21 protein-coding genes are annotated in these 14,213 nt (G+C 68.4%); 1 reads left to right on the forward strand and 20 read right to left on the reverse strand.

Annotated features, from left to right (window positions below; all coding sequences use genetic code 11):
* The first annotated feature begins 114 nt into the window (after window positions 1-114).
* Window positions 115-537 (forward strand): single stranded DNA-binding domain-containing protein, encoded by a 423-nt coding sequence (locus B118_RS32880; RefSeq protein WP_028192928.1) that lies wholly within the window; start codon window positions 115-117, stop codon window positions 535-537.
* Window positions 538-642: 105 nt separating this feature from the next.
* Here the strand turns inward: B118_RS32880 and B118_RS0114170 are convergent, their stop codons facing one another.
* From B118_RS0114170 to B118_RS0114265, 20 genes are all read right to left on the reverse strand, one after another.
* The gene (locus B118_RS0114170; RefSeq protein WP_018813122.1) at window positions 643-1,122 is read right to left on the reverse strand and encodes a hypothetical protein; all 480 of its coding nucleotides are present in this window, start codon (window positions 1,120-1,122) and stop codon (window positions 643-645) included.
* A 90-nt stretch (window positions 1,123-1,212) separates the two neighbouring features.
* Entirely contained in the window at window positions 1,213-1,413 is a 201-nt protein-coding gene (locus tag B118_RS0114175; RefSeq protein ID WP_018813121.1) for a hypothetical protein, read from the reverse strand.
* 187 nt (window positions 1,414-1,600) lie between these two features.
* A complete protein-coding gene (locus B118_RS0114180; protein ID WP_028192929.1) occupies window positions 1,601-2,338 on the reverse strand; it encodes a DNA-methyltransferase in 738 nt (245 codons plus the stop codon).
* A 97-nt stretch (window positions 2,339-2,435) separates the two neighbouring features.
* Window positions 2,436-2,699: a hypothetical protein gene (locus B118_RS0114185; RefSeq protein WP_028192930.1), complete on the reverse strand. Its 264-nt coding sequence runs from the start codon at window positions 2,697-2,699 to the stop codon at window positions 2,436-2,438.
* On the reverse strand, window positions 2,696-3,013 hold the full coding sequence (locus B118_RS0114190) for a hypothetical protein (protein ID WP_028192931.1): 318 nt from the start codon (window positions 3,011-3,013) through the stop codon (window positions 2,696-2,698). Before B118_RS0114190 ends, B118_RS0114185 begins: the two co-directional genes overlap by 4 nt.
* A gap of 20 nt (window positions 3,014-3,033) precedes the next feature.
* Window positions 3,034-3,852: a peptidoglycan-binding domain-containing protein gene (locus B118_RS0114195; RefSeq protein ID WP_028192932.1), complete on the reverse strand. Its 819-nt coding sequence runs from the start codon at window positions 3,850-3,852 to the stop codon at window positions 3,034-3,036.
* A gap of 130 nt (window positions 3,853-3,982) precedes the next feature.
* Entirely contained in the window at window positions 3,983-4,381 is a 399-nt protein-coding gene (locus B118_RS31735) for a hypothetical protein (protein ID WP_155256552.1), read from the reverse strand.
* Between the two features lie 13 nt (window positions 4,382-4,394).
* Window positions 4,395-7,112, reverse strand: a complete 2,718-nt coding sequence (locus B118_RS0114205) for a hypothetical protein (RefSeq protein WP_028192933.1) — start codon at window positions 7,110-7,112, stop codon at window positions 4,395-4,397.
* 15 nt (window positions 7,113-7,127) lie between these two features.
* Window positions 7,128-9,164 carry a hypothetical protein gene (locus tag B118_RS0114210; protein ID WP_028192934.1) on the reverse strand — a complete coding sequence of 679 codons (2,037 nt, stop codon included), beginning with the start codon at window positions 9,162-9,164 and terminating at the stop codon, window positions 7,128-7,130.
* Entirely contained in the window at window positions 9,164-9,301 is a 138-nt protein-coding gene (locus B118_RS32395; RefSeq protein ID WP_202902335.1) for a hypothetical protein, read from the reverse strand. The genes B118_RS0114210 and B118_RS32395 overlap by 1 nt, the downstream gene beginning before the upstream one ends.
* Window positions 9,302-9,345: 44 nt before the next feature.
* Complete coding sequence (locus B118_RS0114220) at window positions 9,346-9,699, reverse strand: hypothetical protein (protein WP_028192935.1); 354 nt, start codon at window positions 9,697-9,699, stop codon at window positions 9,346-9,348.
* Between the two features lie 2 nt (window positions 9,700-9,701).
* Complete coding sequence (locus B118_RS0114225) at window positions 9,702-10,175, reverse strand: hypothetical protein (protein ID WP_028192936.1); 474 nt, start codon at window positions 10,173-10,175, stop codon at window positions 9,702-9,704.
* A gap of 2 nt (window positions 10,176-10,177) precedes the next feature.
* A complete protein-coding gene (locus tag B118_RS0114230) occupies window positions 10,178-10,420 on the reverse strand; it encodes a hypothetical protein (RefSeq protein WP_028192937.1) in 243 nt (80 codons plus the stop codon).
* A 12-nt stretch (window positions 10,421-10,432) separates the two neighbouring features.
* Window positions 10,433-10,846 (reverse strand): hypothetical protein, encoded by a 414-nt coding sequence (locus tag B118_RS0114235; RefSeq protein ID WP_028192938.1) that lies wholly within the window; start codon window positions 10,844-10,846, stop codon window positions 10,433-10,435.
* A 14-nt stretch (window positions 10,847-10,860) separates the two neighbouring features.
* On the reverse strand, window positions 10,861-11,598 hold the full coding sequence (locus B118_RS0114240; RefSeq protein ID WP_028192939.1) for a hypothetical protein: 738 nt from the start codon (window positions 11,596-11,598) through the stop codon (window positions 10,861-10,863).
* A 2-nt stretch (window positions 11,599-11,600) separates the two neighbouring features.
* The gene (locus tag B118_RS0114245; protein ID WP_020609473.1) at window positions 11,601-11,894 is read right to left on the reverse strand and encodes a hypothetical protein; all 294 of its coding nucleotides are present in this window, start codon (window positions 11,892-11,894) and stop codon (window positions 11,601-11,603) included.
* The gene (locus tag B118_RS0114250) at window positions 11,895-12,317 is read right to left on the reverse strand and encodes a hypothetical protein (RefSeq protein WP_238323921.1); all 423 of its coding nucleotides are present in this window, start codon (window positions 12,315-12,317) and stop codon (window positions 11,895-11,897) included.
* 2 nt (window positions 12,318-12,319) lie between these two features.
* A complete protein-coding gene (locus B118_RS0114255; protein WP_028192941.1) occupies window positions 12,320-13,207 on the reverse strand; it encodes a hypothetical protein in 888 nt (295 codons plus the stop codon).
* Window positions 13,200-13,967: a hypothetical protein gene (locus tag B118_RS0114260; RefSeq protein WP_028192942.1), complete on the reverse strand. Its 768-nt coding sequence runs from the start codon at window positions 13,965-13,967 to the stop codon at window positions 13,200-13,202. The genes B118_RS0114255 and B118_RS0114260 overlap by 8 nt, the downstream gene beginning before the upstream one ends.
* Window positions 13,967-14,194 carry a hypothetical protein gene (locus tag B118_RS0114265; RefSeq protein WP_028192943.1) on the reverse strand — a complete coding sequence of 76 codons (228 nt, stop codon included), beginning with the start codon at window positions 14,192-14,194 and terminating at the stop codon, window positions 13,967-13,969. The genes B118_RS0114260 and B118_RS0114265 overlap by 1 nt, the downstream gene beginning before the upstream one ends.
* Window positions 14,195-14,213 lie beyond the last annotated feature (19 nt).

The following is a 14,213-nucleotide window of genomic DNA, read 5'->3' on the forward strand; positions in this document are numbered from 1 at the left end:
CTGGTCAGGGCGTGTCACGGCGGCCTGGTTTGACGGCCGGTCGTACGGTGCGGTAGTGACCCGCACACGAATCGTGATCACTGCTGTGGCGGCAGCCCACCGACGAGGGGAGCGATGGTGCGCCGGGACCTAGCTGCATCCTTGATTGGCGTCCTCGTCGGCCTGGCGCTCAGTTGGCTAGTCCTAGCCACCTCCCAGGCATCCCAGGGCAGCAACAGCACGGATCCCGTGACTTGGGGCCCTCAAGCGCCGACCCCGGCAGCACAGAGCACGGTGTTTGGTGTGGTAGCGCTCATGTGGTCCGCCGGATGCAACGGCGGAGAGCAGATCGCACTTGACCCAGGGCGGTACGAGATGGGCACCTGCACGATGGGCGGCGATGAAGTGACGGTTGCTGTGTTCGCCCCGGAGGCTCAATCGGGGTGGGTCCACTCAATGAGAGAGCTCGGGGCGTTTGTGGTGGAGGGCGACCGATGGGCGGTCGCCAGCCTGAACACTGCGGCCCCCGCGGAGTTTGCCGCCGCAGTACCAGATTGATGGACATCACAAAATCCCGCCTGGCTTCACGGCCGGCGTGGTGTAGCGCGGGCGGCAGCGAGGCCCCGCAGAACGCCAGTAGCTGCGGGGCCTCGCTGTACCAGGTTACGCGTCGGACTGGCGTTTGCGTGGTCGTCCGGGGGCGCGGTGCCACCCCTTGCCGAAGGCGGCGATGTCGTCCGCCCGGTACATTCGCCCCCCGGCGAGTTCGACGGCAGGTGCCGGAAAGTCGGGGCGCTGCTCAAGCTGGCGAACTCTCGCCGTGGACACGCCGAGTCGCTCGGCGATCTCAGCGGAGCCGAGCAGGTCCCAGCCTCGGGATCGTGCCGCGGACGTCTCGATGATCAGGCGGTCCGGGCCGGTAAGTACCCCGCCGCGGACCAGCGCGGCGGCACCGGTCAGTCGTACTGGCCACTGTATTGCCTCGTTCATGGCCGCCTCGTACTCGCCCGCGTCGAGTGGGGCGCGCAACCGCAGCACTCCGAGGGTTTCCTGGTAGTGCGCGATCGAGGCTCCTTCGGCTGCCTGGTCGAGGTGTTCGTCGCGTAGGTCACCGACGAATTCGAGTTCGAAGTACCAACTCATGATGCTCTTCTCCTTTCTTTGCTTGGTGAAGGTGGGGCGAGATATCGGAGGTGGCCGGGGTCGGCGTAACCCGACCCCGGCGTGCCTCGACTAGTCCTTGAAGGACCAGTCGAGGCCGGCGCTGATCAGCACCCGTAGGACCTCCAGCACGTCACCGGCGTCCTTGGGGGCTACGAGCCAGTTGTCGCCGCCCTTACGGAAGTGCCACATGCTGCTGCGGGTCTGCCGGACGAGAAAGCCCTGGCGTTCGGCTTCCTCGGCGATCAGCTGCATCGCTTCTCCGATTTCCATCTTTCACCTCCCTTCGTTGTGACTTCACTCTAACACAAATCATTGCGGATGCGTAAGGGTTATCTGGATGTCTGGGCTGGTTCCAGACAGCGCGAAGCGCCCCGCCCGGCCGTGAGGCCAGAGCGGGGCGCTTGTGTTGGTGGTCGGCGCCGGCCGGGACGTCACCGGCGGCACCGCATCGGCGATCTTACCCGGGCGTGTGCTGCATGGTGGCGTCGGTGATCCGCTGTCGTGCAATCTGGGCGTAGTGGGTGCTGGCCTCGATACCGACGAACGGGTGGCCAGCGGCAGTGGCGGCGACGCCGGTGGAGCCGGAGCCGGCGAAGGGGTCGAGTACGACGCCGCTGGGTGGGCAGACCTTCATCAGGTCGGCGAGCAGGTTGACGGGCTTCTGGGTGATGTGCTGCCTGCCCTTGCCGCGGGGCTGGCTGGCGCTGTAGAGGCCGGGCAGGTAGACGGGGTTGCGGGTGGCGTCGATCGGCCCATGCGAGCCCCACAGCAGGAACTCACAGTCGGCTTTGAACCCGCCGACACGCGGGCGAGAGATCGGTTTGTGCCAGCAGATGATGCCGCGCCACAGCCAGCCGCCGGCCTGCAGGGCGTCGCTGGTGGCCGGTAGTTGCCGCCAGTCGGTGAAAACAAGCAGGGATGCGCCGGGTTTCGATACGCGGAGGCAGTCGGCGAGGATCAGCGACAGCCATGCGGTGTAAGAGCGCTGGTCGCGGTTGTCCCCGGTGAAATCCCGCAGCTGATGGGCGGCGTCGCCGGAGACGTACTTGCTTCGGGTGGTGTTCTTGGTCCGGTCAGATTGGGTACGGCCGCCGGAGTTGTACGGCGGGTCGGTCAGCACGAGGTCAACGCTCGCGGCGGGCAGGGTGGGCAGGATCGTCAGGGCGTCGCCGTGGTGCACAGTCCAGGGGCTCATCGGGTCTCCCGCATCAACCCGGGGGTGTCTGAAGGGTGTCCGTTGGTGGTGGTGCCCCGGTCACCACCACCAACGGGGTGTGGCTGGGTCGGCTGGACTACTGCCTTCGGGCGGCCGGCGCCTCGTACGTGGGCGCGGCCGGCGTGCCGAGCAGCACCCCCAGCCACGGCCAGCGCGCCTCTGCGATCCTGATGAGGGCGTAGTACCCGGCCATCGCCAGCGCGACCACACCGGCCGTGAGGGCGGTGCCCGAGTCGGCGTCGAGCACGATGCCCGCCGTCGAGGCGAGCCACGCGAGGGCGGCGCCGACGGCGGCGGGGACAGCGGTACGGATCAGCGAGATCAGGTAGTCGTGAGTCATTGGGGTTTCCTCTCGGGGGTGGTGTCGGCGCCGACCTGCTCGGCGATCCGGCCGACCTGGTCCTTGAGTGACTGACCTCCGTTGGGGCGCAGTTCCTCCAGGGCGTCAAGGCGGCATTCGATTCGGCCGACCCGGGCCATCAACCCGGGGCGCCCGTCGGGGAGGCCGGGCCGGGGTGGCTCGCCGAGCAGGTCATCGGCGAGCCTGGCCAGTTTGCGGCTGGTGGTCAGCGTGCCGCGGCCGGCGCGGCGGAGTACCTCGGCGGCGGCGCCGACGGCGGCGATCACCGCCGAGATGTAGAGCAGTGTCTCCACCGCGGACTCCTGACGTGCGGCTAGATGATCGGGTTGCGGTATGCGGCATCCCACGTCTTGCGGCCCAGCAGCCCATCGCGGGTGAGGCCCTGGTCCGCCTGGAATGCCTTGATCAGCTCTCGGTACTCCGGCCCGTACAGGCCATCGGCGCCGGTCTTGCGCAGGTACCGCTTGCCCTTGCCGGCGGGCCAGCCCCGACGGGTGAGCTGTTTGGTCCACATCGCGAGCCACTGCCGGTCGGATTTGCCCACGAATCGGCGGCGGTAGTAGCCCGAAACCGACCTGTCACCACCGGAGCGTGGGCCGAAGTAGTAGCCGCCCGGCAGAGGGAACGCCACCGGTGGTCCCGGAGCCGGCCGCACCGGTGCCGGAGCCGGTACGCCGAGCTGGTCGAGCCGCCAGTTTGTGCCCCGCACCGTGTCCGCGGCCTGGGTGAAGTCTGAGTTCACGTGGCAGTGGCTCGTGTGCCGGTTCGACCCGGTGTACGCGTGGGTGGCGAACTGGTGCCGACGGTGCCAGATCCGGCCCTGGTAAATGATGTACCGCACCCACCACAGTGCACCCGATCGGGCGAGTGTCACCCACAGCTGCACGACCTGTTCCATCGTGACCCCGCGCGGGTCGTGCAGGTCGGCGTCGAAGTCTCGGGCCCGTACCTCGTCGAGCTGGTCGCCATCGCGATATTCCGCCCGACCGGTCCGGTCCGGGTTGTGGCTCGACGGGTAGCGCTGGTGGGCGGTGTCGCCGATCGAGCCGTCCGATCTGGTGTCTCGCTTGGGGAACCGCTGGTTGAGCTGGTCTCGGGCCTCATCCAGATTCGGTACTACTGTCCATGCCATCGGTGTTCACCTCCATGATTGGCCAGTCGGTCTGCTCAGGGTCGAGCCATGGATCCGGGGTCGGCTCCCCGATGTGCTGCTCCGGTTCCTCATCCGGGACCGGGTGTGGAATTACAGTCATTACTCACCTTCAGTTGATATAGGTTGCGGTCAGGCGCAGATTTGTGCCCGCCGCAATATCGCCGCCGGCGGCACGCGCTTCCACAATTCCATTCGAGGCGTGGATGATGCCCGTTACGGAAAAGTAGCCGTTATCGCCGGACCACATGGTTGATGACCCCGTCGGCCCCCACCATGAGGGCAGCGTCCCAAGCTCGCGGTCCGGCAAATTCCCATTCGAGCTCAGGTTACTCCCCGTATCGAATGCTAAATGCACGACGAGTACGCAGACTCCGGCCGTACGACGGAGCTGGAAATTCAGTAGCGTTAAATTGTCGGCGACCGTAAAACCCGTGGTGACCTCCTCGTAATATCTGCCGTTTAGTCGGGCAGGCGTCAGTGGTTGGCCGGACGTAATGAGCTCAGGCATTTCTCCCCTCCCGTTAGAGCGGTGTGATGGCCGGTGTCCAGACCTGCACCGAGGTCCCATCCGGCCAGGCCCGTTGGACTCCGTTGACGCTGCGCGTGGCCAGGGTCACTGTTTGTGTGAGCCCGGTGCCGGTGATCCCGGTAGCGGTCACGCGCTCCCCGCCGACCTGTAGATCCACGGGGAAATCCGCGGGATCCGTGGTCCAACCGCCGTTTTCGGCGGTCGAGGTCATCGTCATGGTCAGCGCTGACTCGGACACGGCCGCGATGGTGGAGCCGTCCGCCGGTACACGTTGCGGGCCGTCGGCCACGGCCACCGTGTATGGGCCTGCGGGCACACACACCAGTCGCAGATCCCAGGCGTGCTGGGTGATGGTCTCGGTGTACCCCTCGGCGTGCTGGTCGATGCCGTCCGGTGGCAGCCACACAGGCGGAGATCCGATCGTCAGGCGGTCCCCTACGTCCACTGCGGCGGCGGCGAGGATAAGCGCGGGTTTGCCCGCATGGCCGAGCGCGGCCAGGTCGAGGCGGATGGTGGGATACCGGGCCTCATCCCACGTGCCTAGGTGCGTGCGCCATGACGCCTGGTCACGTAGCTGGGAGTCGGACGGGACGTGGACAGTCACTTGGTGGTCGTATCGGCCGACACCATCCGGCGGCGCCGCTGTGGACAGCGGACCCGACGTCACCTCATACCGGTACGCCGACCCGCCGGACCGTGAGGCAGTAACGTCGTTGCGGACGTGCCGGTCGTCGTCGACGGGCTCCAGCGGCGGCGCGACCTCACCGTCCGCGCCGTAGGTCAGGACGACGGCTCCCGGCTGGTTGTACCGGGATCGCACGCTTCGGTAGGCCAGCCCCAGCACTGTGCGCGGCTCGTAGAGGATGCCCTGGTCGACGTCCTCACACTGGCGCAACAGGGTCAGCAGGGTGCCCGTGGGTTGCGGGCCCATCGTCACGGTGTCGTCAGGATCACCCACGATGTGGCAGGTGATGCCCTCCTCATGACACAGCCGCTCGATCCGCCGGCCGGCTGTCTCGCCGATGTGTCCCGTGACGGCTGGAGCGACGGTCGTCCAGGTATCCGTGGTCGGGGCTCGCCACACACCGATGTGGCCCAGCGCGGCCGTGCCATCCGCCCGCGGCCCGATGTGTAGACGGTGCGGCACACCCGGCGCTCCGGCCGTGGTGGTTGAACTCCGGAGGGCACCGTCAATCCGCAGCGTGTAGGTGACGGTTCCGCCGCCGACGTCGGCCGCCCCCGCCTCCAGCCAGTGTGGCTCACCATCGCCATAGTCGGTGAAATCGGTAAGAATATAGGTGAAGCTGGATGAGTCATGTCCGTAGGCCACCGCTGCCACCAGCACGGACGACGACGACAGGTCTATCCGCAGTTCGTCGTAGATGCTGTCGCCGCCCACAGCGATGGACAGCACGTCCCAGCCCGCCCCGCTGCCGAGCTGCACCAGAAACCGGATAGCCCAATCGTCGCCCGACGCGACACCGGTAATCGGGCCAGCGAGACTGCTAGCTTCCCGTGAGAAGTCCGGTAGGGGCGACGAACCGGGCGACGCAACAGACGCCCAGGCGATCGCACCGGTAGCGGTTAGCGGAGTTCCGCCGACTAGCCCGGACGCGGCCTGGGTAGAACCCGCACCGTCCTCGATCGGCCAGTACGCGACCGGAGCAGTCCCGGTGATTGCTCGCCGCATCGGCGACGTGAGCGGCGAGGCTCCCTGATCAAGGCGGCGCAAGATCCCCGCGCCGCTTACCGACACCCACACATCGGTGCCGGTGACGTCCCACCGTGGCGGCCATGCTGGCACCTCCACCGTGGCCCGAATGTCCCAGTCGTCGACCCCGCTGAGTACGTACACAGCGGCGTGGTTGTCGGCGGCCGTGGCCGCGGCCGTACCGGCGAGGATCACTGTCTGCGCGCCGGCCGTCGCCACTCGCCGCGCCCACATCCGGACCTGTAGAGACGAGCTGGCGGTGACATGCGAGTCGGCGAGGAGGATCCAGCCACCACCGTCGCCGTACGGGGCATCCGGCATCTGCGTGCCGGATGCCCAGCACTGCACGGCAACCAGCCACCAGCCGGCCTGCGTCCCCGACCCGGTGGTCAGGGTGACATTCGCCAGCGTGTCACTGATGCCCGACAGGGTCTGCTCGACCGCAATCGCCACACCGTGCACAACCGTTGAGGCCGCCACGTGACTGTGAGACGCGCTGGCGGTCGCGGTGCGGGCGCCGGTCGCCCCGGAAGACACAGTCTCGTAGGCGGTGGCCATGGTGGCATAGGTGCCGTCAGTCTCCGTTGGCCCCGCCGTCATGCTCACCGGCAGCGTGTAGTCGATCGGCGCCCCGGCTACCCACGCGCAGATCAGCAGCCCGTCCGTAGTAGCGGTGACCGTTGGCGCATCGTGTGATGTGGAAGAAACCGAGGTGCCGCCGGCGGCACCCAGGTGCGGCCTACCGCGGTGTACCCGGGCCTGGGTGTTGCGCCCTAACAGCCCGTAGTACGGGCCGGTCGGGTTCCGCGGGCTGTACCGGCCGTTGACGTCACGAATCGACAGTGACAACGACGTCGGCACCGACTCAGAGCCCTCCGACATCCGCCCACGGCTGATCACGACAGGACCGTGGCCGGTCAGGACATCACTGGTGATGTCCAACCACCCACCCACATCAAGCTCCACCGTCACATCCAGTGGATCGGCGGGAAACGCCACCTGCACTCCTCCCCGTCAGGCCGGCCGTATCCGGCCCTGATCAGCCACAAGCCGTAGCGCTCCGGTCCGGATCAGGCCGAGGAACATGTCGGTGAAAGTCCGCTCCATCGAGCCACCGCCTGCACCGGCCTCGACGCGAATCGTGAAGCTCCCGCTGGCAGAGGGGCTACCGGCCATCGCCGGCAGCGCCGATGGGGCCGCACGGCCGCCGGTCTCACGGCGGATCGCCGCCCGTAGCCGCTCCAGGCCGGCCGCACCGCCAATACTGTCGACCTCCTGCGAGGTCAGCACACCCTCACCTGGAGCCAGCACAGCGGGCACCGAGTCGACACCCTTCGCGCCGGCACCTCGCACATAGCCGCCGGCCGAGAACTCGCGGACGCCGCCGCGGGCGGTGTGCCGCTCAGCGATGATCCGCTGCCTGACCGTCGAGGTCTTGTCCAGGTTGACGCTGGCCAGCCACCGTTTGTAGGCGGCTACCGCGGTGCGGGCGCCTCCGGCGTCGACAGACACCGTCCGGTTGATGTCGGGGATCCGGAACAACTGTGTGGCGAGGGTGTTCGCCTCGCGGCGCTCCACGCCCATCGCGTCGGCCGCGCGGAGGAAGTCCGCGCGGGCCTGCTCAACGACATCCGCCGCCCGCTGGTGGTTGCCGGTGGTTTCCCGGATAGCCGCGGCGTTGTCATTCGCGGCCCGCGCAGCATCGAGCAACGCCCGCCGGTTTCGCTCCCCGGCCTCTGTGTGGGGGTCGATACCCGCGCCCTTGCCGTCCTTGGCCGCCTCGGTAAGGCGGCGCAGGGCTGAGGCCATACGAATGTTGGCCTCTTCGGAGGCGTACACGCGGTTCAGGGACTCGTCGAGGGCCTGCGCGAACGTCTTGACCTCGGCGGTAGCGTCGCCGGCGGCGTTCTCGACCTTGCGCAGGCCACCGGCGATCCGCTCACCGCCGGCTTGCCCGGCCTCGCCGGTGTCCTCAAGAGCGTCCTTGAGTTCGGTGATTCGCTTGCGGCCCTCATCGATCTTCGGGCCGGCGCCGGGCAGCCACCCCCACAGGGTGTCGGCCATCGCTGCGCTCGCCTCGCCGATGTCCAGCGTCCGCCGGTACACCCAGCCCAGCACGTCAACCAAACCACCCACGGTGTGGATGCCAGTCTCCATCAACTGGAAGAGGAACCGCAGCGCTGACGCGCCCTCGTCGGCGTTGTCGGCAAAGGTGTCGAACAAGTCACCGAGGGCGCGTCCCAGCCGGGGTAGCCCGTCGGATATCTCCCGGATAGCCGGCCCGGCAGCCTCGATACCGTCGCGCAGCGCCGGACCCAACTCGCGAGCCATACCGGCCACGCCACGCGCGAGCGGCTCGACGTAGCGTGACGCTGCCTGAAACGCCCCATCCACGTCCCCGGTGATGCTGGTCCACGCGTCGGAGACGATTCCGATACCCCGCAACGCGGGCTTCACGAACCGGGCAGCCGATTTCTCCAGGCTACCGAGCGCCGACCGGCCGAGTGCCTTCCCGGCCGCCTGCACCCGAGAGTCTTTGCCGGCGAGCACCAGACCGCCGAGCACACCCACACCCGCGGTCCCGCCGAGTACCGCACCACCAACAGCCGCACCGAGGGCAGGCACAATCGACGCGGCGAGAACCCCACCGATCGCCGCTCCGGCCGGGCCCAGCGGCGCATGAGCCAGGATCGGGCCGATCCGGGCCACCATCGACACCGCGAACCCGCGGCCGGCCTCCTCGCCCTGCCGCACGGCGTCGTTGACGATGTCGCGGTTACGTACCAGCCGACGCAGCTCCGTCTGCTGCTTACGCATCGTCCGGCTGATGTCCATCCGCCCCGCGGCGTCGTCAGTGCGGGCGAACTGCGCGGCCAGGCCCTTCAGCGCGACCTCGGCCGCCTCGATCTCCCGGTCGAGGCGGTCGGCGTCACGAGCGGTGGCCTGCATTCCGTCGCCGAGCTTGCCGACGCCGTCAGCGGCCCTTTTCGCCGCGCCGGAGACGGTTTCCCGCCCCAACAGATTGATCAGGATGTCGCGGACGTCAGCCATCACGACCTCCCTCGCAGACCAGGGTGTTGGGCCATCAACGCCGCCCGTTCGTCGGCGGGCTCAGGCGCGATGGCGCTGAGGTGGGCGTTGATCTCCCGCAGCGTCATCTCGCGCTGCGCCGCAGGAGTGCACGCCACGAAGTGCCGGGACAGGATCGGCCCGACCTCGTCGAGCAGGGCGGCTAGGCCCCCTCGCTCTGCGGCGAGGACGAGGAGGCCCCACCCGGGGGGACCTCGTCGTCCTCCAGCCGTTCGAGGTGCATGAGGTACACCAGCGGCTCATACGACTCGTACGCCTCGGTGACCCCGCCGAGACGGCGGGCCACCCACGTGGCCGCCAGGAGCGCCGTGGTGTACCGGGGGTCGGTCGGCCTGTCGAGGACGAGCAGCATGCCAGGGATGCCCATGCCGGTTGCGGCCTCGACGGCGATCAGCTCCCGGACCGGCTGCCGCAGTAGCGCCTCCGGGTCGAGGGTCCACGTTCCGTCGCCGTACCGTTCATGGTCGTCGGGGTGGAAGGTGAAGCGAAATCTCACGGTCAGCCTTTCGTGATCACGTCGGCGATGTGGTCCACGACCGCCTGCATTTCCCGGGCTATCGCTGGTGCGAGCTGGGCGGCGGGCCGGTCCACGAATCCGCGTCGCACCCGTTGGGCCACCCACGCCCGGCGGCGGCGCCCGAACACTGGATGCCGCAACACGCCACGGTTGACTGCCGGGACGTCCCGCCGCTCCCGCTGCCCGTCAGCGAACACCCGGATCTGCACGCTGGCCTGGCCACGGCGCTCCCGGGTCTGCATACGAACCCGCAGGCTCTTGGACAGCAGCGGCCCGTACCCGGACGGCAACAGCCGCACCGCTGACCGCTGCACCTGCGGCTTGAGGGGTTTCGCCGCCCGCTGAAGGCCGGCGGATAGTTGCCGGGACAAGCCGCGGTCGCCGAGTTGGCGCAGGTTGCGCCGTACAGTCGTCAGGTCACGCCGCCCGGCCTCGACCTGGACGATGAAACCCACCGCTACGCCTCGAGCGGCGGGGTCCAGCCAAGCGTCACCAACGCGTCCCGCGTGGCCGGCGGAATCAACATCTGCGCGTGATCACTGTCGATACGCGTAGCGTCGACAATGCTCAGGTCCAGTTCGATGTCCGGTAGGCACCCGGCCTCAGCCCGGACAGTAAGGCGCCGTACAGCCCCGGACACGTCGGTGCCGTCGAGAATGACGCGCCCGCCGGCCCGCCCGAGTTCGATCTCAGCATGCATGACCGTGGCTCCTCAGGCGGTGTTGCGGGCGACGCCGTCCGGGTCGGACAGGGGCCACGCCACAGATCGCGTCGCCAACTCCCCGACGCCGGCACCGAAGGGGTTGATCTGGGACACCAGGTACGCGCCGACATACTCGGGGTTCGTGGCGCTGATCGCCGCTGACGTTGGGCGTACCCGGATCACCACGACAGTGCGGCGCGCCGCCCAGATCGTGGCGTCCACCGCCGACGCGGCGAAGTCGTCGTTGAAGTTGAGCGTGATGGTGGAGTCTTCGAGACCGGCGAGCCGCGACCGGGCGGTGTTACCCATCGCCGTGTTCTCCAGCGCTTCGAACTCGATCGGTAGCTGCACCGACGTGATCCAGGCCGACAGGTCCACGGCGTTGACCTCGACGCGGGCATCCACCAGGGCAAACGTGCTCATACTTCGCCCCCTTCCTACTTGATGCCTGCGATGCAGGCGATGGTTGCAGTACCGGTGATCGCGGTGATGCGCAGCCGATACCAGGTGTCGCCGATCGGCCCGGCGACCCGGGTTGCCCAGGTGCCGCCCACCGTTGTGATCGGCCCGAACGTCGCCCGTGTCGTCGCCGCGGTGAAGGTGTTGTCGGCGTCGGACTCCAGGACCGCGGTGACGGTGGTGCCCGGGTTCATGACGTGCAGCACGGCGTACAGGTACTGCCCGGCCGGTACCGCGCCGAGCTCGACGGCGGTGCCCGTCGGGCCCGTCGCGTCCACGGTGCTCTTGGTCTTCAGGATGGTGCCGCGGACCGCGCCGACCGCCTGGTTACCCTTGCTGCCCTGCGCCGTCAACGAGAACGGCGCCATCTCACCGACCGCACCGAACAACTGATACGAGAAGGTTCGCGCCTGGTAGAAGTAGGCCGGGCTGCCCTCCGCGCCGTCGTGCGAGTGGGTGATCACCTGCACCGCGCCGCCGAGCGCGGTGAACACGGTCTCGTCCAACGCGGTGGCCGCCTGCCAGAACCCCGCCACCTGCGACGACACATCCTCCAGGCCGGCGTTACGGGACCGGGCGGTGCGCTGACCGGGCGGCCCGTACGTCGTCGCGTCGCGCGCCTCGAACTCGATGGGCATCGTGGTTTGGGACAGGTCGGTGGTCATGTCGTATCCGGCGAACCACGTGGTGATGTTGTTCGCCGTGAACGTCGTCACGCTCAGCCCTTCTTGGCCGGCTTCGGGTCGGTGTCGAGCACCCGAATGTGTCCGGCGTAGACAAGCTGCGCGATGCTGGTCTCCACCGGATCCAACTCGACCATCCCGCCCCGCTCGACACTGCGGCCGGTACGCACATCAGTGATGCCCACCGCGCCGAGCACCTCGGCGCGCACGATGTCCGCGCTGATCGCCTCCAGGTAGTGGCGGCGGCAGTGCTCCACCGGGCGTTTACCGGTGCCGACCGCCGGCTGGTGACACGTGCCTGCGATCGGCGTGCACGTTTTGATCTCCATCTACCCTCCTTGGGCGATAACACGGACGCTGAAGGTGCCGCCGAGGTAGCCGGCCAGGCCGACGTCTTCAAGGCCCGACGGCTCGAACGAGTCCACGACCAGGTCGTTGACGAGGGCACCGAGCGTCCGGTCGGTGTCCTCCAGCGCGGCCCGGATCGATGTCGGCCCGGTCGCGTCGGCGTACCCGGCGAGCGCTTTCTGCCCTGTTCGGTCAAGCTGACCGCTGGTCAACACCGCGATCCGGAACGGGATGATGTAGGTGCCGCGTTTCATCGCCTCCCGGTAGGAGGGGATAGCCGGGACGAGGGGGAACGCGCACGGCGGCACCGGGTTGTCCGGGGCGTAGTCGAATGCGCGCAGCCCGGCGATGCTGCCCAGTCGGTCTTTGAGTCCGGTCATGATCTGCGCGATGGTGGTGGCCATGGTCAGGCCACCTTCACCGGGTGCCGCCGGTACGGGGCGAGTAGCGCGTCAACGATCGGGTTCGGGCGGGCCCGCACGGGCCCGTACTCGCCGTAGCCGGCGATCCCGAACGCCATGCCGCTGAGCTTGAGCAGGTCGGTTGCCCAGATCGCGGCAGCTTGCCGGACTGCGGCGGGTACTACTGCCCAGCCGAACACGCCGACGATCTGTGTCAGTCCCTCCCGGTCGGTGCCGGATCGCAGCGGGAACGTGTGGTTACCGACTGACCGCAGTGACGTGTACGGCCGTGTCTCCGAACCCGCCGCCGGGTTGAGCGGCAGCAGCTGGTAGTCGGTGGCGGTCCAGGTAGTGGCAAAGGTGCCGTCTCGACTGGTGTCGGTAGCGACGCTGGTCACCGAGACGAGATCGTCGACGGCAAGGAGGTAGGCGTCGCAGCTATCGAAGGTGCGGGTGACGGCCGTCTGGTGGAACGTCCGCTCGCAGTGGTCCTCGATCCATCGGGACACGGTGATCACGGCGCCGAGGATTTCCAGGTCAGAGATGCTGTCAGCGATCCCTACCCGCGACTTCAGCTCCTCCGGTGTGCAGTACAGCCTGTTGAGGGAGGTGGATTGGACAGTCCAGGTGCCGGCGGTCACGTCGGACGCGGCGCCGGTGCCGATCCACACGTACGTCCACACACCCGCCGCCGAGCACGGGATGTCCTTGGTGTATACGCCGGTGCCCGATCGGGTGATCTGCGCGGCGGCGTAGGTGTAGGTGGTGGCGGTGCCCGTCGGGTCGGTGATGACCAGACTGATCGTGGTCGGATCCGTCGGCGTCCCCGACACGGCAAACGTGTTCGTCAGCGTGGCCAGTTCGGCGGTGTTGGCGTAGAACAGCTCAGCCATCGGCCACCTCCGGTGTCGACGAGTAGGTAGCGGCGGCCGTGGGAGTGGAGCCGTATGTAGCCGCTGCCGCCGACACGGATGTGGCATTGACGGCCACCGGGTCGGACGCCGGGCCGAGTAGCGCCGTGTCTGACCAGCCACAGTCGTCCAGGCGCACCGACACGCCCGCGGTGGCGGAGGTTTGGCCGAACCACACCTCCCGGATCGGGCCGCCGAGGTTCAGGGCGGTCAGGTCTCCCGAGTCCTGGGTGGTGCTGGTCGAGTCACCGGCGTAGACCCGTACCCGGCCGACACCTGAGGTCGATCCCGCGGCCGACACCTCCACCCGCCACTGTGTGCCAGCGGAGAGGGCCGTCGACGTCCATACCACCGAGCTGATGTTGTTGCGTAGCGTCAGGACGCCGGAATCGCTGACCTGCACCCGGAACCGCTGACCGGTCGACCCGGCGTTCATGCCCCGCAGCACGGACACCGCGCCGCCGCTGATGGACGCGGGGTCGAGGTAGAAGCGGAAGTGCTGGACGCTGGTGGCGTTGCCGTCGTTGACCGCCCATCCGCGCCGCTGCGGGCCGGTGGTGGCGCCGAGGGTGACAGACATGCACAGCGACCCGTGCGCCGCACCCGTGGACGAGTAGGTGCACGTGCCGTCGGCGGTGTCGGCGGCCAGCGTCCACGCGTCACCGGACCCGCCCCCGGAGTTGCCGGTGGTGATGCCGAGTCCGTCGAGGCCGCCCTCGAAGCTGTTAACGAGGCTCGCCACTACTTCTGCGCCTTGCGGGCGCGAGGCTTGTCCGCCGGGGCTGTCGACGTGTCCGCGGCTGGCTTGTCGGCGGGCTGGAAGTGGGGATCGGCTGCGCGTAGTTGCGCGGCAACCGCGTCGGATACTTCGAGTTCGTCGCCGGCGGGAACGGTGACTTCGACGCGTGTCGGGCTGATCGCGTTGTGCCGCAGCCGTTTGAGTCCGGCCGCAGGTGGGGTAAGGCCCACAGGATGGCTCCTCTGCTGG

It is taken from the genome of Salinispora pacifica CNR114 (genome assembly GCF_000514775.1).
Lineage (GTDB): Bacteria > Actinomycetota > Actinomycetes > Mycobacteriales > Micromonosporaceae > Micromonospora > Micromonospora pacifica.